This is a genomic window from Bradyrhizobium sp. CCBAU 53338, from assembly GCF_015291665.1.
Classification (GTDB): Bacteria; Pseudomonadota; Alphaproteobacteria; order Rhizobiales; family Xanthobacteraceae; genus Bradyrhizobium.
Window position 1 is genome coordinate 7,185,125 of the sequence record NZ_CP030048.1, and the last position, 18,000, is coordinate 7,203,124.

15 protein-coding genes are annotated in these 18,000 nt (G+C 65.2%); 4 read left to right on the plus strand and 11 right to left on the minus strand.

Translation table 11 applies throughout. The features are described from left to right. The 5 genes from XH90_RS33785 to XH90_RS33805 form a co-directional block, all read right to left on the minus strand. Positions 1-807, minus strand: coding sequence for an N-acetylmuramoyl-L-alanine amidase (locus XH90_RS33785; protein WP_194478534.1), 807 nt, complete (start codon positions 805-807; stop codon positions 1-3). Between the two features lie 2 nt (positions 808-809). After that, positions 810-1,706, minus strand: a complete 897-nt coding sequence (locus XH90_RS33790; RefSeq protein ID WP_194478535.1) for a TauD/TfdA family dioxygenase — start codon at positions 1,704-1,706, stop codon at positions 810-812. A gap of 142 nt (positions 1,707-1,848) precedes the next feature. Further along, entirely contained in the window at positions 1,849-3,132 is a 1,284-nt protein-coding gene (gene ispG, locus XH90_RS33795) for a flavodoxin-dependent (E)-4-hydroxy-3-methylbut-2-enyl-diphosphate synthase (RefSeq protein WP_194478536.1), read from the minus strand. Between the two features lie 12 nt (positions 3,133-3,144). Further along, complete coding sequence (locus tag XH90_RS33800) at positions 3,145-4,098, minus strand: DMT family transporter (protein WP_194478537.1); 954 nt, start codon at positions 4,096-4,098, stop codon at positions 3,145-3,147. Between the two features lie 35 nt (positions 4,099-4,133). Next, a complete protein-coding gene (locus tag XH90_RS33805) occupies positions 4,134-4,628 on the minus strand; it encodes a Fur family transcriptional regulator (protein WP_194478538.1) in 495 nt (164 codons plus the stop codon). A 156-nt stretch (positions 4,629-4,784) separates the two neighbouring features. On the opposite strand from XH90_RS33805, the gene XH90_RS33810 reads away from it, so the two are divergent. Genes XH90_RS33810 through XH90_RS33820 form a run of 3 tightly spaced genes read left to right on the plus strand, consistent with a single transcriptional unit; the run spans position 4,785 to position 7,984 of the window. Beyond that, on the plus strand, positions 4,785-5,267 hold the full coding sequence (locus XH90_RS33810; RefSeq protein WP_194478539.1) for a MarR family winged helix-turn-helix transcriptional regulator: 483 nt from the start codon (positions 4,785-4,787) through the stop codon (positions 5,265-5,267). Then, on the plus strand, positions 5,260-6,423 hold the full coding sequence (locus XH90_RS33815) for an HlyD family secretion protein (protein WP_194478540.1): 1,164 nt from the start codon (positions 5,260-5,262) through the stop codon (positions 6,421-6,423). Before XH90_RS33810 ends, XH90_RS33815 begins: the two co-directional genes overlap by 8 nt. A 4-nt stretch (positions 6,424-6,427) precedes the next feature. Continuing rightward, positions 6,428-7,984 (plus strand): MDR family MFS transporter, encoded by a 1,557-nt coding sequence (locus XH90_RS33820; protein WP_194478541.1) that lies wholly within the window; start codon positions 6,428-6,430, stop codon positions 7,982-7,984. Positions 7,985-8,090: 106 nt separating this feature from the next. Here XH90_RS33820 and XH90_RS33825 read toward each other — a convergent pair whose 3' ends face one another. The 6 genes from XH90_RS33825 to pcaF form a co-directional block, all read right to left on the minus strand. Beyond that, positions 8,091-9,179 carry a phosphotransferase gene (locus tag XH90_RS33825; protein WP_194482899.1) on the minus strand — a complete coding sequence of 363 codons (1,089 nt, stop codon included), beginning with the start codon at positions 9,177-9,179 and terminating at the stop codon, positions 8,091-8,093. Positions 9,180-9,233: 54 nt separating this feature from the next. Then, positions 9,234-11,231 carry a methyl-accepting chemotaxis protein gene (locus XH90_RS33830; protein WP_194478542.1) on the minus strand — a complete coding sequence of 666 codons (1,998 nt, stop codon included), beginning with the start codon at positions 11,229-11,231 and terminating at the stop codon, positions 9,234-9,236. Between the two features lie 208 nt (positions 11,232-11,439). Continuing rightward, a complete protein-coding gene (pcaG, locus tag XH90_RS33835) occupies positions 11,440-12,042 on the minus strand; it encodes a protocatechuate 3,4-dioxygenase subunit alpha (protein ID WP_194478543.1) in 603 nt (200 codons plus the stop codon). Position 12,043: 1 nt separating this feature from the next. Beyond that, on the minus strand, positions 12,044-12,745 hold the full coding sequence (gene pcaH, locus XH90_RS33840) for a protocatechuate 3,4-dioxygenase subunit beta (protein ID WP_194478544.1): 702 nt from the start codon (positions 12,743-12,745) through the stop codon (positions 12,044-12,046). 111 nt (positions 12,746-12,856) lie between these two features. Beyond that, positions 12,857-13,750, minus strand: a complete 894-nt coding sequence (locus tag XH90_RS33845) for a dioxygenase (RefSeq protein ID WP_194478545.1) — start codon at positions 13,748-13,750, stop codon at positions 12,857-12,859. Between the two features lie 71 nt (positions 13,751-13,821). Continuing rightward, the gene (pcaF, locus tag XH90_RS33850) at positions 13,822-15,030 is read right to left on the minus strand and encodes a 3-oxoadipyl-CoA thiolase (protein WP_194478546.1); all 1,209 of its coding nucleotides are present in this window, start codon (positions 15,028-15,030) and stop codon (positions 13,822-13,824) included. Positions 15,031-15,246: 216 nt separating this feature from the next. Here pcaF and mutS point away from each other — a divergent pair, with 216 nt between their 5' ends. Next, positions 15,247-17,985 carry a DNA mismatch repair protein MutS gene (mutS, locus tag XH90_RS33855; protein WP_194478547.1) on the plus strand — a complete coding sequence of 913 codons (2,739 nt, stop codon included), beginning with the start codon at positions 15,247-15,249 and terminating at the stop codon, positions 17,983-17,985. Positions 17,986-18,000: the final 15 nt, after the last annotated feature.

Sequence of the window (18,000 nt, forward strand, 5' to 3'; positions counted from 1 at the left end):
CTACCGCTTCCCGCAATAGGTCCGCATCGCCGTCACCACGGCCGTCGCGATCAGCTCCCGCCGTTCCGGCGAGTTCATCGCCATTTCCTCGTCGCGGTTGATGATGGAACCGGCTTCGAGCAGGACTGCCGCGCTTCGGGTCTGCGAGAGCACGACGAGGGCGTCGTAGCGGTAGACGCCGACATCCTTGTCGAGCAGGGGATGCCGATAGCGGCCCATCAGCGGCAACGTGTATTGGCTCGCATAGTGCAGCCCGCCGGCTTTCAGCTCCTTGCCCAGCAGCCGGGCAAAAGAGAGGCTGTCGGTGAAGTGCGGATTGCGCTCCGATACGAACAGCGAATGGCCGCTGAAGCGGTCGCTGAACCAGCTCCTCGAGCCGTCGAACTCCCATTCCTCGAGCAACTTGTCCGGGACGGAATCATGGTGGATCGACAGGACAAGGTCGGCGTGGTCGGCGTTGGCCGTGGCAACACGCTTGAGCAGGCTCGCCTTCGCCTTGCCATCGGTCACCAGCACGCGGGTCGCGGCGAAGCCCGCCGACTTCAGGCGCGTTCCGATCAGCCGCGTCAAATACAGATTGAATCCGAATTCCACGTCGTTGCGCGCGCTGGTCGCCCCTTGCGCTTCGGAGGTGTGGCCGACATCGAGGATGATCCTGAATTTGCGCGGATCGCAGGTCTCCGGCGCGGATGGCTTGATCTTGACCCGCGCGGCCTTGCGTGCCGCGGCCGCTTCGCTGTCGTCCACCGACGAAACCATGAGCGGGATCAGCGAAACAACGATGGCGGCGGTGATGCGCCACGACATTCTCACACCGGCCGTTCCCCCTTCACCGTCACGCGCGTGCCCGAGCGTGTATGCGGCCAGTAGTCCCACATCGCGCGATGCTGGGTGCAGCGGTTGTCCCAGAAGGCGATGGCGTTCTCGGTCCAGCGGAAGCGGCACTGGAACAGCGGGTTCTCGGCGTGCTGGTAGAGATAGGCCAGCACCGCGTCGCTCTCGTCGCGCGGGATGCCGTTGATGTGCCTGACGAAACCGCGGTTGACGTAGAGCGCCTTCTTGCCCGTGACCGGGTGCGTGCGCACGACGGGGTGCTCCGCATTCGGGTAGGACGGCCGATCGGCGACGCCGTAATTCGCATAGAGCCCGCGATAGATCGGCTCGCCATCGTGCAGCGCGGTGAGTCCGTCGAGATAGGCCTTCATGCGATCCGACAGCGCCTCATAGGCCGCATACATGTTGGCGAACAGCGTGTCGCCGCCGCGCGGCGGGCACTGCTTGATGTAGAGGATCGAGCCCATCGGCGGCTCGAGATCGCAGGACACGTCGGAATGCCAGCCCTCGCCGTTCGCGCGCGGCGAGTTCTTGTCGGCATGGATCTTCATCAGCGCCGGGTCTTCGTCCTCGTGCGGTGCGGCGGGATGAAAATGCAGCTCGCCGAACTTGCGGCCGAAGGCCAGATGCTGCTTCGGCGTGATGGTCTGGTCGCGGAAGAAGATCACGAGGTTTTCGGCCAGCGCGCGGTGGATCTCGTCCATTTGCTGGTTCGAGCGCGCATCGCCCTCGACGAGCTTGCCGATCTCGACGCCGGAAATTTCCGCGCCGATGATCGGCGTGAGCTTCTCGACCGCGATGGTCTCGTAAGGCGCGCCGTCGTCGGCCGTGTGGCGATAACGCGGGCCTTGCTTGCCGGATAGCGAGCTCATGGGTGCCGTCTCCCGATCGTTCTTGATTGGGAGCCATCGTAGCCCGGATGACGCGAAGCGCAATCCGGGAACGGTCGCGCAAAAGAAGAGGGCGGGCCGCTGTTCGCTAACCCGCCCTACGATTCCAACATCTGGAAGACGGCTACTCCGCCGCTGATACGGGCGCCTTGGCGCCCTGGCCGTAGCGCTGGTCGATGTAGTCGATCACCAGCGCCTTGAAGTCGGCGGAGATGGTCGGGCCGCGCAGCGTGCGGAACTTCTTGCCGTCGACGAAAACGGGCGCAGCCGGCGCTTCGCCGGTGCCGGGCAGCGAGATGCCGATATTGGCGTGCTTGGATTCGCCGGGGCCGTTGACGATGCAGCCCATCACCGCGACGTTGAGCTCCTCGACGCCGGGATATTTGCTCTTCCAGTTCGGCATCTCGTCGCGGATGAAATCCTGGATCGAGCGGGCGAGTTCCTGGAACGTGGTCGAGGTGGTGCGGCCGCAGCCGGGGCACGCGGCGACCAGCGGCACGAAGGTGCGGAAGCCCATGGTCTGCAGCAGCTCCTGGCCGACCTGCACCTCACGGGTGCGGTCGCCGCCGGGCTCCGGCGTCAGCGAGATGCGGATGGTGTCGCCGATGCCCTGCTGCAGGAGGATGCCGAGCGCGGCGGACGACGCAACGATGCCCTTCGAGCCCATGCCGGCCTCGGTGAGGCCGAGATGGATGGCGTAGTCGGAACGCGAGGCGAGATCCTGATAGACCGCAATGAGGTCCTGCACCGCCGAGACTTTTGCGGAGAGGATGATGCGGTCCTTGGGCATGCCGAGCTCTTCGGCACGCGCGGCCGAGAGCAGCGCGGACTGCACCATCGCCTCGCGCGTCACCGCGCGCACGTCGCGCGGATTGGCGGAGGCGGCGTTCTCGTCCATCAGCTTGGTCAGCAGCTCCTGGTCGAGCGAGCCCCAGTTGGCGCCGATGCGGACCGGCTTGCCGTTCTTGTTCGCGATCTCGATGATGTCGGCGAACTGGGTATCGCGCTTGTCCTTGAAGCCGACATTGCCGGGATTGATGCGGTACTTCGCCAGCGCCTCGGCGCAGGCCGGATAGGCCGCCAGCAGCTTGTGGCCGATATAGTGGAAGTCGCCGATCAGCGGCGTGGTGATGCCGCGCTTGGCGAGGCCGTCGCGGATGTGCGGGACGGCGGCAGCAGCCTCTTCGCGGTCCACGGTGATGCGGACCATTTCGGAGCCGGCGCGCGCGAGCGCTGCGACCTGGGCGATGGTGCCGTCGATGTCGGCGGTGTCGGTGTTGGTCATCGACTGCACGACGATCGGCGCGCCGCCGCCGACGGCGACGTTGCCGACCTTGACCTGGGTGGTGTGATGGCGCGGCGCGGGCCCCGCGATGTCGGAATCGATGGTGTTTTCGGGCTTGTTCATGGGGTCCAAATATCAGGTTTTGGTGACGTTCAGCAATGCATCAGCCGGCGCCGCAGCCGTTTGGCTCGGACGGTTAACCAGAAAAAGCCCAGCAATTACAAGGACGGCTGCCGCCCCAAAGGCCAGGCTCAGGGTGTCGTGCATGATGAAATAGCTACCCACCACGCCAAACAAAGGGGTGATGAAGGTAAAAGCCGACAATTTGCTGGCCGAATAGGCCTTCACCAGCGCGAACCAAAGCGTGAACGTGGTTCCGACCACCCAGATCGCCTGGAAGGCCAGAAGCGCGAACGACAGCGGCGAGGGGGTGTGGGTGATGGATTCGCCCGACAGCAGGGCGGCCGCGCCCAGGATCGGGATCGAGGTCGCGACCTGGTAGCCGAGCGCCTTCTCCGGCGCGGCAAAGCGCAAGCGCGTGCCCTTGGCAACGAGCGTGGTCGCGGCCCACAGCGATGCACCAAGCACGATCAGGAGATCGCCGAGCAGAACATGCGAATCGACATTGGCCTGCGGCACGCCGATCGCGAGCGCGACACCGGCAAAGCTCACGGCGAGCCCCAGCCATTGCGTGGTGCCAAGCCGCTCGCCGAGCACCTGATAGGAACCGAGCGCGACGAAGAAGGGCGCGGTGTAGAGGAACACCACCGCGCGGGAGGCCGAGGTCAGTCGCAAGCCCTGGAAGATCAGCACGAACTCGATGCCGAACATCAGCCCCGCAACCAGGCCGGGCTTCCACGTGTTGTCGTTCTCGAAGAATTTGACCCCGCGAAACGTGCCGATGAGAAACAGCACCGGCAGCGCGCCCATCGAACGGATCATCGCCTGCAGCATCGGCGGCACGTCGGGCAGCACCAACTTCACCGCGATCTGGTTGAAACCCCAGGTCAGGCACAGCATGAGCATCAGGGCGATGGCGCCGGCACTGAGGGGACGACCGGCAGACGGGATGGGTTGAGGTGAGGACATTTCTTCCTGAGACCCGGCTTTGCGCCGTTGTTGCTTTAAGACGTTTTCTGACAATGGGTGCAGACGCCCGTGATCTCCACCACGGACAGTTTTGGCGCGAAGCCCGACGCACGCGCCGCGGCGTTGAGCTCCCTGGCAAAAGACCCTGACGGGATCTCGCCGACGAGACCGCAGCGCTCGCAGATCAGGAACGCGACCGCCGAGGTCGCGTCGTGATCGTGGGCGGCGCAGGCGAGATAAGCGTTGCGGCTCTCGATGCGGTGCACGAGGCCGTTCGCCATCAAGAAATCGAGAGCCCGGTAGACCGTGATCGGTGCCGGCCGCGGCATCGATTTGGCGAGTTCGTCGATCACCTCATAGGCGCCGAGCGGCCGATGGCTGGAAAGCAGTGCGCCCAGCACCTGGCGGCGGATCGGCGTGAATTTCTGCGCCCGCTGCTCGCAGACCGCTTCCGCATGCGCCAGCGCGTCCGCGGTGCAGCGTCCGTGATCATGGTCGGGGGTTGGAAATGCCGGCTTTGCGAGGGTCATTCGGCCCGCCTTCTAGCATTTCGGCAGGGGAACCCAAAGCACGACCGGCACGGCGGCGATCAGCCATGCTTTTGCTGCGGGACAGCATCGCATTAACCCGCCATGAAATAATCATAAGCTTGCTTATTATATTCAAGCTTATTGGAGACCAAGCTCATGACCCGCGGGTCTGTCGACCAGAACTTCCTGTTCACGCTCGGCGAGCTCTACCGCCTGTTGCGCGTCTATGCCGACAAGGAGGCCTCGCGCTTCGGCATCACCCGCGCGCAATGGGCCGTGCTGGCCAAGGTCGAGCGCAGCGAGGGCATGAAACAGTCGGAACTCGCCGAGCTGCTGGAGATGCAGCCGATCACGCTGACGCGCCTGATCGACAAGCTCTGCGACAGCGACTGGATCGAGCGCCGCAGCGACGCCACGGACCGCCGCGTCAAGCGCCTCTATCTGAAGAAGGCCGGCCGCGCGCTGCTCGGCAAGATGAGCGGCCTGAAGTCCGAGCTGACCGCGAACGCGCTCGACGGCATCAACCCGGCGGACGCCCACCGTCTGCTTACCCAACTCGAAACCATCAAAGAAAACGTGCGTAGCGCGATCCAGACATCCGGCGCGGAACAAGCACGCAAGGAGCAGCGCTATGGCTGAACAAGTCCTCAAATTCCAGCCCGAGCAGAAGATCGACAGCGGCAAGCCGACCAAGAAGGCCGGCACCGATCCGCGCCGCCGCTTCGTTGCCGGCCTGCGCCGCTATCGCCGCTTCCTGCTGATGGTGGTGCTGCCGATCGTGGCCGTCATCGCCGGCCTGACCTTCTATCTCAATGGCGGCCGCTATGTCGGCACCGACGATGCCTATGTCGGCGCGCAGAAGGTGCTGGTGACGCCGGATATCTCCGGCAAGATCGACAAGGTCGTGGTCAAGGAAGGCCAGAACGTACAGCTGGGCGACGTGCTGTTCGAGATCGACCCCGTGCCGTTCCGCCTCGCCGTGGACGAGGCCAGGGCGCAGCTGATGCAGGCGCAGACGACCTATGACAACCTTCGCGCCAACATCAAGATCTACGGCGACATGCTCGATCTCGCCCAGAAGGGCGTCGACCTGAAGCAGCGCGACGTCGAACGCAAGCAAGCGCTGGTGAAAAACAGCTTCGGCTCGCAGCTCGACCTCGACAACGCGTCGAATGCACTGGTAACCGCGGGCGCGCAAACCCAATTCATCAGGCAGCAACTCTCGAACGCCAAGACACAATTGCTCGGCGACCCCTCCTTGCCGCTGGAGAAGTTCCCGCCCTACGCGCAGGCGAAGGCCAAACTCGACGATGCCGAGCGCAATCTGGACCACACCGTGCTGCGCGCACCGATGGCCGGCGTCGCCACCCAGGTCGACCAGATCCAGCTCGGCCGCTTCGTTGCCGCCGGCACGCCGGTGTTCTCCATCATCGACATCGCCCATCCCTGGGTCGACGCCAATCCGAAGGAGAGCGACCTCACCCACGTCACCGAGGGACAGCCCGTGACCCTCGAGGTCGATGCCTTCCCGGACCATGTGTTCAAGGGCAAGATCGGCTCGCTCTCGCCCGGCACCGGCGCGCAATTCGCGATCCTGCCGCCGCAGAACGCCACCGGCAACTTCGTCAAGGTGGTGCAGCGCGTGCCTGTCAGGATCTATTTCGACGAGAGCGACAAATACGTGAAGAAGCTGAAGGCCGGCATGAGCGTCTATGCCACCATCGACACCGGCCACAAGCGCTCGCTCGCCGGCCTGCTCGGCCTGTCGGCGACGGCAAATCAGGACAAGGACTAGGATTATGTCCGGTCCCAATGCCAGCCTGATGGTCCCCGGCCTGCGCCGGAACATGGTGACGATCTGCGCCATGACGGCGACCATCATGCAGGCACTGGATACGACCATCGCAAACGTCGCGCTGCCCTACATGCAGGGCACGCTGTCGGCCTCGCAGGACCAGATCAACTGGGTGCTGACCTCCTACATCGTCGCCGCCGCGATCATGACGGCGCCGGTGGGATGGATCGCCAACCGCTACGGCCGCAAGCGCATCTTCATCATCTGCTCGGCCGGCTTCACGCTGGCCTCCGTGCTGTGCGGTCTCGCGCAGGACATCAACCAGATGGTGCTGTTCCGCCTGCTGCAAGGCGTGTTCGGCGCGGCACTGGTGCCGCTGTCGCAGGCGGTGATGCTCGACTATTACACGCTCCAGGAACGCGCGACCGCGATGTCGATCTGGGGCATGGGCGTCATGATGGGCCCGATCATGGGGCCGTCGCTCGGCGCCTGGCTCACCGAGACCTATTCCTGGCACTGGGTGTTCTTCGTCAACCTGCCGTTCGGCGTCATCACCGTGCTCGGCCTCGCCGTCTTCATGGACGAGACCGACAAGAATCTCAGCCTGAAGTTCGACTGGTTCGGCTTCGGCGCGCTGGCGATTGCGATCGGCGCACTGCAGCTCGCGCTCGATCGCGGCGAGCAGCTCGACTGGTTCGAGTCGGTCGAGATCGTCACCGAGTTCGTCATCTCCGGGATCGCGTTCTATTACTTCTTCGCGCATTCCTTCACGACCTCGCGCCCCTTCATCCAGTTCGCGCTGTTCCGGGACCGCAACTTCCTCACCGGCTGCATCTTCATGACGGTGATGGGCCTCGTGCTGTACTCGACCATGGCACTGGCCTCGCCCTACCTTCAGAACGTCATCGGCTATCCCATCATGACCGCCGGCGGCCTGCTCGCCAGCCGCGGCTTCGGCACCTTCTTCGCCATGATGATGGTCGGCCGCATCATGAAGTACATCGAGGCGCGCACGCTGATCATCTGCGGCCTGACGCTGACGGCGGCCTCGCTGTTCCAGATGACCGGCTGGACCGACCAGACCCAGGTGCCGGAGATCGTCATCGTCAGCGTGATCCAGGGGTTCGGCTTCGGCCTCGTCTTCGTGCCGCTCTCGACGGTGTCGTTCCTGACGCTGCCGAACCATCTGCGCACCGACGGCACCTCGATGCTGACGCTGCTCCGCAACGTGGCGAGCTCCGTCGGCATCTCCATCGTGATCGCCCAGCTGACGCAGGGCACGCGCAAGACCTATGCAATCCTCTCGGAGCACATCAACCCGTTCAACCACGCGCTCCAGATGCCCGACGTCCGCGGCCTGATCAACCTGTCCACCGATGCCGGCCGCGCCATGGCCGACCGCATGGTCAGCGTGCAGGCGCAGATCATCGCGTTCGCACACGACTACCAGGTCATCATGTTCTTCATCCTCTGCACCATCCCGCTGGCGCTGATGATCGGCTCGACCAAGGCCGCGCTGCGCAAGCAGGCGGCAGGTCCGGAACATGCGGTGATGGAGTAGGCAGTCTCAGCTGTGCGGCCATCTCCGCTCGTCGTCCCGGATCTGCGCCGGGACGACGCTGAACGAGTTGAGCCGCCGTCGCGCCTCACCGGCTACCAGGCGACCGCTACAACAGCTCCTCGCACCCGAGATCCTCGACCGCCATCATCACCCGCTCCAGATTATTCCACCAGATCAGCGGCGGGATGTTGATGCTCCATTGCCAGACCGGCTTGGTGATGTGCCAGAGCACCGATCGGCGATAATCCTGGTCGAGCGCCCCGCGCGAGTAGCCGCGAACGCCGTTCGCGATCAACGTCTCATGATAGTGATTGAGCAGCGCACGCTCGAGCACCTGCCGGCGCTCGGGATACCATTGCATGGCCATCATGTAGGCGAGATCACCGGTCGCCACGTTGATGCGCCACTGGTCGAAATCGAACATGCGCACGGTGTCGGCGACGCCGGCACGCGGCAGCATGAAGTTCCAGATGTGGGCGTCGCCATGGGCAATGGTGAGATGCCGACGGGAATGATAGCGCTCGAATAAGCGAGCCGACTGGTCGATCAGGCGGCGATAGAGAATGCGCCGTTCCTCGCTGAGGCGATCGCCGAGCAGATCGGCGAAGCGATCGTAATGGCCGGCGAAGATCTCCATATGCTGCGCGCTCTCGTCGGCGCTCACCCAGGTGCCGACGGTATCTCCAAGGCCGGGGTGATCCCACCAGGCGGCATGCCAGCGCGCGAGCGTCGTGACGATCGCGATCGCCTGATCGCGCGACGGCGGCAGCGGCCATTGCGTCGCGACCTCGTGACTGTCGGTGAGGTCTTCGAGCAGGAGGTGCCAGTCCGTGCTCTCCTCGTCGAAGCGCCCGTCGAAACAGCGGGGCACCAGCCCCGGTGGCATGTTCGGTGCCAGCTTCGTATAGAAGGTCACTTCATGCCGACCGCCATGCACGAGCGTCTTGGCAAAATTTGCATGAGGCGTTTTGAGGAACAAGGTCTGCGGAGAACCGGCGGACTCCCCGACATAGCGCAGTCCGAGCCTGATGATGTGCGACACCAGAGTATCGCGCTCATGCAGCACCTTCACTTCGCGCACGGCGCCCGCGTCCAGTGCGCCGGCCTTGCGCAGCGCAGCCGTGAGGAAATTAGGTTCGGCGACCGCCGGAAGTTGCGGATTCGTCATGACCACGATGCCCCCGTGTCGAGCAATACTGCACGATCACAATCGCGGACACCAGCGGCAGATGCACGGAAGTGAAGGCGCTCAGGCCGCCGCCGCTTCCTCTCCAAAATTCCGGGCGATGTAACGGGCGAGCTCCTTCTTTTGCGCATCGCCAAGGGCAAAGGCGACGTGCGCGGCTTCGCCGTCATGGGTCCGGACCGTGAAGGGGAGCGGCAATGCAAATCCCCTGATGCGCAGCACCCCGGTCTCACCAACATCGAGCTGGGACGCGCAGCGGATCCAGGCTCCGCCTTCCGAAAGATCAACCAGCGTGGTCGCGTGCGCAGCCTGCCGGTTGTCGGTGACCGTCACTTCCAGATCGGTCGGATAGCGCTTGCTGAGGCGTCGATCGACCTCCGTCGCCGAACTGCGCACCGTGCGGACGAGCAACGACTGCAACGACGACAGGTTTGAAGATACGCCGGAAATCGCATCTCGCATCTCGGCCGCACGCGCGTTGACGGAATCGGCATCCTGGCTGACGCGGGCGATCTTGGTCGACACCTGCTTGGCCGCGGTTGCCGACTCCTGGATCGACCGCGCGATCTCGCGCGTCGCCGCGTCCTGCTCCTCCATCGCCGCCGCAACCGAGGTCGCAACGCCGTCGATCTCGGTGATCTGGCCTCCCATCTCCTCGACCGCCTGCACTGCGGCCTGTGTCGATGCCTGAATCTCCGCGATCAGCCGCGCAATCTCTTCGGTCGATTTTGCGGTCTGGTTGGACAAGGATTTGACTTCGGCCGCCACCACCGCAAAACCGCGGCCGGCCTCGCCTGCACGCGCAGCCTCGATCGTGGCGTTCAAGGCAAGCAAGTTGGTCTGGCCGGCAATTCCACCGATCAAATCGGAGACTTCAGCGATTTTCTTCACGGAGCCCGATAGCGCCTGGATGGTGGCGTGAGCCTGCTCGCGACCTACGACGGCCGATGCCGTGACCTGGCTTGCGCGCGCCAATTGTCCCGAAATCTCGCGAATCGATGCAGTCAATTGCTCCGCCGCAGCGGAGACGGTATCCGCGCTGGCGAGCGCCTGCTCGGAAGCCGCGGCGACGCCTTGCGATTCTATCGACAGATCCCGCGCAATATCCGAGAGATTGGTGGCTGCGCGCTCCACACCCTGGGTCGCGTCGGTCGCCGTCTCGACCGAAGCGCCGGTTTCGCGCTCCACGGTGGCGGCCATGTTCAGCAGCGCTTCGCGCTTCGTCAGGTTGGCCTGCTCCTCGTTACGAATCTGCTCCTCGCGCAGCCGTGCATTGTCCAGCGCACCCTGCTTGAATACCGCCAGCGCGCTCGCCATCGAGCCCACCTCGTCGCGGCGTTCGGCGTAAGGCACTTCCGCGGAGAGGTCGCCGGTCGCGAGCTTCTGCATCGCGCCGGTCATTCGAACGATCGGGCGCACGACCCCGAATGCGACGAAGGCGATACCGCCGATGATCAGCGCAAGCACGACGGCAGACACGCCCCATACGACATAGGAGATGGAGGCGTCGCGCTCGGCGGCGAGCTTTTCCATGTCGGCGTTCTTCTTGTTGGCCCCCTCGACGATGCCGTCGATGATGCCGCGATGCGCCGTATAGGTCTCCTTCAGCTGCGCGTAAGCACGCTCGGCCGACGTGCCGTCCTTGCCGTTGAGAGCCGGCATGAGCTGATCGAGCACCAACTTCCAGAATTTCTGAACCTCGACATCTGATTTGGAAACCAGCGCCGTCTTCAGATCCGCTCCCAGGCTGGACGCGCTCCAGAATGCTTTGCGATCTTCATAGTCCTTCCGGAGTTGAACGAGGCGCTCACCGTGAGCAGCAAGTTGATCCGGCTCCCGCATTGCCAGAGTCGCGACCAGATAGGCTTCGAGCACGTAAGCCGGGGGCGGCAGGATGTCGGCGACGAGATCGTTGCCGAGCTTGATGTCGGAATAGAGCGGACCTCCGACCTTCAGCTCGCGCAACGCATAGACGCTGGTGGCCAGCACCGCCGAGAAACCGAGCACGAGGAGAAGACCAAACGCAACGATGGCGGAGGAAATCGACAAACGCATTTTCATGGAGGATGCCCGCAAGATGTACGGCCCCCATGAATAGTCCTATCAAGTCAACGGACACTGAATGGGACTATCGAAATTCCGCAGCAGGAGCCTCCGTACGATACCGGAGGAGGAAAGATAATTCGCATCTCTCGCATTGCATCATTTCAAGAAGCGATGCCCGGGAGCAGGCCCGGGCATCGCAACGAAAGAAGCAATCGCGGTTGGCTCACACGTCGAAGAACACCGTCTCGTTGTCGCCTTGCAGGCGCAGGTCGAGCTTGTAGACGCCCTTGCCGGCCTCGCGTACCGCGATCAGCGTAGCGCGGCGGTCGGCGGGCACCAGGCCCAGCACGGGATCGGCAGCGTTGCCGGCCTCGTCGCTGAAATAGATGCGGGTATAGAGATGCCGCAGCATGCCGCGCGCGAACACCGCCAGGACGATGTGCGGCGCCTGCGGCTTGCCGTCAGGGTCGGGCACCGCGCCCGGCTTGATGGTGTCGAAGGAATAATTGCCGTCCTTGTCGGTGCCGCAGCGGGCGAAGCCGCGGAAGCTGGCGTTCGGCAGCGCGCGCTTGTCCTGCGGATCGGCGTAGCGACCCTGCGCATCCGCCTGCCAGATCTCCAGCATGGCGTCGGGCACGACGGCGCCGTCGCCGTCGAGCACGCGGCCCTCGATGCGGACGCGATCGCCGGAAACATCCGGGGTCAGCGTCGAGTTGGTGAACGCGTCATTCCAGGAATATTCTCCGGTCGGCGTCAGGCCGTATTTGAAGAACGGGCCGACCGTCTGCGACGGCGTGATCCCGTCGGGCTTCACAGAATCCTGCACGTTACTTGGTCTCCATGGGGGTGGCGTTCTTGCCGCGCAGCACGATGTCGAAGCGATAGCACAGCGCCCATTCGGGCTTGGTGTTCTCCAGGTCGAACGACGAGACCATGCGCATCCGCGCCTTTTCGTCCGGCACCGAGTTGAAGATCGGATCAAACGGAAACAGCGGATCGCCCGGAAAATACATCTGCGTCACCAGGCGCGTGACGAAGGAATGGCCGAACACCGAGAGGTGGATGTGCGCCGGCCGCCAGGCATTGTGGTGATTGCCCCAGGGGTAAGCGCCGGGCTTGATGGTGACGAAGCGATAGTAGCCGGAGGCATCGCTCTGGGTGCGGCCCGCGCCTGTGAAATTCGGATCGAGCGGCGCCGGATGCTGGTCGCGGACATGGACGTAGCGGCCGCAGGCGTTGGCCTGCCAGATCTCGACCAGCGAGTTGGGCACGCCGCGGCCGTCCTCGTCGCGGACATGGCCGTGCACGATGATGCGCTCGCCGAGCGGCTCGCCCTTGTGCTGGGTGGTGAGGTCGTTGTCGCCGTCGCGCACGGTCTCGTGGCCGTAGACCGGACCGGTCAGTTCCGACAGCGTATGGCGCATCGGGATCAAGGGCTTGTTCGGCGCGCGCTTGATCGAGCTCTTGTAGTCGGGCGACAGCGGCAGCGGATGCGCCTTGTTGCTGTCGACGGGATAGATGAATGTCATTGGCGAACTCCTCCCCGGCCATCTTGGTCCGGCCGGACAACCTTTGCGCCAATCATTATAGAATATAACTAATTTAGGGAAGCGAGTTTAGCACCCTTCCCGCACCGGGCACTACTTGATCGGCGCACGCGGCAGCACGGCCTCGCCGGCTTCGAGCCGGTAGATGTGGTCGAGCGAATACCAGGGCGTTGCGACATCGGACGCAGTCGGATGCGGCGTCTCGTGGCGCACGAACTTGCCGATCAGCGCTTGCGTCACGCCGAACTGCACGTCGCTGTCGATGTGAGGGTCGTTGGGATCGTAGACCTGCGAGATCAGCACCTTGAATCCGGGCTTGAAGATCAGGGCGTGCAGGTGCGCGGGACGATAGGGGTACCGGCTCTGCGCCTCCAGCAGGCGACCGACCACGCCGTCGGTTGGAATGGGATAGCCGACCATCATCACCGAGCGGAAGGCAAAACGGCCGTCGGCATCCGTCGTGAACTTGCCGCGCAGGTTCATGTCGGCCTGCTCGGGGTCCTGGTTCTCGTAGAGCCCGACCGGCGAGGCGTGCCAGACATCGACCTCGGCAGCCGCGACGGGACGGCCGTCCTTGTCGACGACGCGGGCGTTCACGAACAGCGGCGCACCCGGCGTTTCGGAGCGGACGATCGATCCGCCATTCTCCACGCGCGGCGAGTTCAACCGCCAGAACGGCCCGAGCAGCGACTGATCGGTTTCGGTGTTGCCCTGGTCGCCGTTGTTGAGCAGGCACACCAGCGGCGAGACGCCGAGCGAGCCCGCCGTCAGCACGACTTCGTTGTGCGTGTCGCTCGTCAGTTTGCCGAGTTCGGCAATGATCGCCGTGGCGTCGCGGAATTCCTTCTCGGTCAGCCTGACATCCCGGACGAAGCCGTGCAGGTGCTTGACCAGCGAGACCATGATCTGCCGCAGCCGCGGATCGGACGTCCGCTCCATCACCGCAAGTGCGGCGGCCGTGACGTCCTGCTCGCGCGCGATGATCATGCTTGTCTCCCAACCGCCGGACTCTTCGCCTCTCCCCGCCTGCGAGGAGAGGGAGAGGGAGAGGAGAAAGCTCAGTTCAGCTTCTCGATCGCGACGGCCACACCCTGGCCGACACCGACGCACATGGTGGCGAGCGCCAGCTTGCCGCCGCGCTTTTCCATGCCGTGCACGGCGGTGAGCGCCAGGCGCGCGCCGCTCATGCCGAGGGGATGCCCGAGCGCGATGGCGCCGCCATGCGGATTGACGAAATCGGCATCGTCGGCGACGCCGAGCTGGCGCATGCAGGCGATGCCCTGCGAGGCGAAGGCCTCGTTGAGCTCGATCAGGTCGAAATCGGTGATCTTCTTGCCGAGCCGCTCCATCAGCTTGCGGGTCGCGGGCACAGGTCCGATGCCCATGATGCGCGGCGGCACGCCGGCCGAAGCGAGGCCGAGGATGCGCGCGCGGGGCGTCAGACCATGCTTCTTCACCGCGGCTTCCGACGCCAGGATCATCGCCGCCGCGCCGTCATTGACGCCCGACGCGTTGCCGGCCGTGACCGTGCCGGGATTGCGCACGATCGGCTTCAGCTTGGCGAGGCCTTCGAGCGTGGTCTCGGGACGCGGATGCTCGTCCTTGTCAACAGTGATGGGGCCGGCCTTGCCGCCGGGAATGGTGAGCGGCGTGATCTCTTCGGCAAAGTAGCCGGCAGCGATCGCCTTGCCGGCACGCTGCTGCGAGCGGATCGCGAAAGCGTCCTGGTCGGCACGCGAGACCTGGAATTCCTCGGCGACGTTCTCGCCGGTCTCGGGCATTGCGTCGACGCCGTACTGCGCCTTGAGCAGCGGATTGATGAAGCGCCAGCCGATCGTGGTGTCGAAGATTTCGGCCGAGCGCGAGAACGCTTCCTGCGCCTTGCCCATCACGAAGGGCGCGCGGGTCATGGACTCGACACCGCCCGCGATCGCGAGCTCGATCTCGCCGGAGCGGATGGCGCGCCCCGCAGCACCGACCGCATCGAGGCCCGAAGCGCAAAGCCGGTTCAGGGTCTGACCGGGAACCGAATCCGGGAGGCCCGCCAGCAGCAGCGCCATGCGCGCGACGTTGCGGTTGTCCTCGCCGGCCTGGTTGGCACAGCCGAAGAAGACTTCGTCCACCTGCGCCCAATCGAGATTCGGGTGCTTGGCCATCAGCGCCTTGATCGGGGCTGCGGCGAGGTCGTCGGCACGCACCTTGGCGAGCGAGCCGCCGAAACGGCCGATCGGGGTCCGCACGGCATCGCAGATAAAGACGTCACGCATCATCGTTCTCCCTGAATGCCGCGATCCGGCGAAAATTCTTCAATGTCGGCGGAGTTTTAGGAGGGCGCCCGCGGCAGGTCAATTGACGGTTTCTTGCATGTTCCGAGGGGCGCGCACGCCGCCAGCGCATGCCGCGGTGCGGACAACGTGGAAAACCTCTCCTGCCAGCCCAAAGCGATAGGAGCGAAGGGGGAAATTTTGTAGGTTGCGCCGCCCATGACGATGCAACAGCCCATTCCCGTACCGCCACCCGACGAAGCGCCCGCGCCGCAGGCGGAAGCCGCCGCGCGCGTCACGCCGATGATGGAACAGTACCTGGAGATCAAGGCGGCGCATCAGGGCCTGCTGCTGTTCTACCGGATGGGCGATTTCTACGAGCTGTTCTTCGAGGACGCCGAGATCGCCTCCAGGACGCTCGGCATCGTCCTGACCAAGCGCGGCAAGCACCAGGGCAACGATATCCCGATGTGCGGCGTGCCGGTCGAGCGCTCCGAGGATTATCTGCATCGCCTGATCTCCGCCGGCCACCGGGTCGCGGTGTGCGAGCAGACCGAGGATCCTGCCGCCGCAAAGGCGCGCGGCAACAAGAGCGTGGTGCGCCGCGGCGTGGTGCGGCTGGTCACGCCGGGCACGCTGACCGAGGACACGCTGCTCGATGCGCGTGCCAACAACTATCTGCTGGCGATCGCGCGAGCGCGCTCGTCCGCCGGCGGCGACCGCTTCGGCCTCGCCTGGATCGACATCTCGACCGCTGAATTCACCGTGACCGAAGTCTCCGGCGGCGAGCTTGCCGCGACGCTGGCACGCATCAACCCGAACGAGGCCATCGTCACCGACGCGCTCTTTGGCGACAACGAGCTCGGACAGACCTTGCGCGAGCTGCCGGCGGTGACGCCGGTGACACGTGACGTCTTCGACGGCGCCACCGCGGAAAAGCGGCTGTGCGACTATTTCGCCGTCGCGACCATGGATGGCCTCGCACAGCTCACGCGGCTCGAAGCCGCCGCCGCGGCCGCGGCCGTCACCTATGTCGACCGCACCCAGGTCGGCAAGCACCCGCCGCTGTCGCCGCCCGCGCGCGAAGCCTCCGGCGCGACCATGGCGATCGATCCCGCCACCCGCGCCAATCTCGAGCTGACGCGCACGCTCGCGGGCGAACGCCGCGGCTCGCTGCTCGATGCGATCGACTGCACGGTGACCTCTGCCGGCTCGCGCCTGCTGGCGCAGCGGCTCGCTGCGCCGCTGACGGATGCCCCGGCGATCGCGCGGCGGCTCGATGCCGTCAGCGCCTTCGTCACGGATTCGGCGACACGAGAGGACATCCGCAGCATCCTGCGCGGTGCACCCGACATGTCGCGCGCGCTCGCCCGGCTCTCGGTCGGCCGCGGCGGCCCGCGCGACCTTGCCGGCCTGCGCGACGGCATCATTGCCGCCGACCAGGTGCTGGCGCGATTGTCCGAACTCGACCAGCCGCCGCTGGAAATCGCCGCGGTGATGGCGGCGCTCGAGCGTCCCTCGCGCGAGCTCGCCGCGGAATTTGCAAGCGCGCTCGACGAGCAGCTGCCGCTGATCAAGCGCGACGGCGGCTTCGTCCGTGCCGGCTACGAGCCGGCCCTCGACGAAGCGCGAAACCTGCGCGACGCCTCGCGCCTCGTCGTGGCCTCGATGCAGGCGCGCTACGCCGACGACACCGGCGTGAAAGGCCTCAAGATCCGCCACAACAACGTGCTCGGCTATTTCGTCGAGGTCACCGCGCAGCATGGCGACAAGCTGATGTCGGCGCCGTTGAACGCGACCTTCATCCATCGCCAGACGCTGGCGGGCCAGGTGCGCTTCACGACGTCCGAGCTCGGCGAGATCGAAGCCAAGATCGCCAATGCCGGCGACCGTGCGCTCGGCCTCGAGCTCGAAATCTTCGAACGGCTCTGCGCCAAGGCGCTCGCGATCAGCGACGACCTGCGCGCCGCGGCGCAAGGCTTTGCGCTGCTCGACGTCGCGACGTCGCTGGCCAAGCTTGCCGTCGACGAGAACTACGTACGGCCCGAGGTCGACGGCTCGCTCGGCTTCGCCATCGAGGCCGGCCGCCATCCCGTGGTCGAGCAGGCGCTGAAGCGCAACGGCGAGCCGTTTATCGCCAATGCCTGCGATCTCTCGCCGAGCCCCGCGCAAAAGTCCGGTCAGCTCTGGCTGCTCACCGGTCCGAACATGGCCGGCAAGTCGACCTTCCTGCGCCAGAACGCATTGATCGCGCTGCTCGCACAGATCGGCAGCTTCGTGCCGGCCACGCGCGCGCGGATAGGCATCATCGACCGCCTGTTCTCGCGCGTCGGCGCCGCCGACGATCTCGCCCGCGGCCGCTCCACCTTCATGGTGGAGATGGTCGAGACGGCTGCGATCCTCAACCAGGCCGGCGAGCGCGCTCTGGTCATCCTGGACGAGATCGGCCGCGGCACCGCGACCTTCGATGGCCTCTCCATTGCTTGGGCCGCGATCGAGCATCTGCACGAGAGCAACCGTTGCCGCACGCTGTTCGCCACGCACTATCACGAGCTGACCGCGCTTTCGGCGAAACTGCCGCGCATGTTCAACGCCACGGTGCGCGTGAAGGAATGGCAGGGTAATGTCGTGTTCCTGCACGAGGTGCTCCCCGGATCGGCCGACCGCTCCTACGGCATCCAGGTCGCCAAGCTCGCAGGACTTCCGCCGGCAGTAATCACGCGCGCGAAATCTGTACTGGCAAAACTCGAAGCGCAGGACCGCGGCCAGACCGCCCGCGCGCTCGCCGACGACCTCCCGCTATTCGCCGTCCCCTCACGCGCCGCCGCGGAAGCCGCGCCGCCGACCGAGGCCGAGCTGCTGATGGACGCGGTCAAGGCGCTGCACCCGGACGAAATGTCGCCGCGCGAAGCGCTGGACGCGCTCTATGCGTTGAAGGCCAAGCTGCCGAAACAGTGACGGCCCTTCCGGAGG

What these genes read in the sequence shown, in the direction of transcription:
- pcaH (WP_194478544.1), bottom strand. Translation starts at nt 12,745, where the DNA reads ATGACATTCATCTATCCCGTCGACAGCAACAAGGCGCATCCGCTGCCG.
- XH90_RS33845 (WP_194478545.1), bottom strand. Translation starts at nt 13,750, where the DNA reads ATGATCATCGCGCGCGAGCAGGACGTCACGGCCGCCGCACTTGCGGTG.
- XH90_RS33800 (WP_194478537.1), bottom strand. Translation starts at nt 4,098, where the DNA reads ATGTCCTCACCTCAACCCATCCCGTCTGCCGGTCGTCCCCTCAGTGCC.
- XH90_RS33820 (WP_194478541.1), top strand. Translation starts at nt 6,428, where the DNA reads ATGTCCGGTCCCAATGCCAGCCTGATGGTCCCCGGCCTGCGCCGGAAC.
- ispG (WP_194478536.1), bottom strand. Translation starts at nt 3,132, where the DNA reads ATGAACAAGCCCGAAAACACCATCGATTCCGACATCGCGGGGCCCGCG.
- XH90_RS33805 (WP_194478538.1), bottom strand. Translation starts at nt 4,628, where the DNA reads ATGACCCTCGCAAAGCCGGCATTTCCAACCCCCGACCATGATCACGGA.
- XH90_RS33815 (WP_194478540.1), top strand. Translation starts at nt 5,260, where the DNA reads ATGGCTGAACAAGTCCTCAAATTCCAGCCCGAGCAGAAGATCGACAGC.
- XH90_RS33790 (WP_194478535.1), bottom strand. Translation starts at nt 1,706, where the DNA reads ATGAGCTCGCTATCCGGCAAGCAAGGCCCGCGTTATCGCCACACGGCC.
- mutS (WP_194478547.1), top strand. Translation starts at nt 15,247, where the DNA reads ATGACGATGCAACAGCCCATTCCCGTACCGCCACCCGACGAAGCGCCC.
- XH90_RS33785 (WP_194478534.1), bottom strand. Translation starts at nt 807, where the DNA reads ATGTCGTGGCGCATCACCGCCGCCATCGTTGTTTCGCTGATCCCGCTC.
- XH90_RS33830 (WP_194478542.1), bottom strand. Translation starts at nt 11,231, where the DNA reads ATGAAAATGCGTTTGTCGATTTCCTCCGCCATCGTTGCGTTTGGTCTT.
- pcaF (WP_194478546.1), bottom strand. Translation starts at nt 15,030, where the DNA reads ATGCGTGACGTCTTTATCTGCGATGCCGTGCGGACCCCGATCGGCCGT.
- XH90_RS33810 (WP_194478539.1), top strand. Translation starts at nt 4,785, where the DNA reads ATGACCCGCGGGTCTGTCGACCAGAACTTCCTGTTCACGCTCGGCGAG.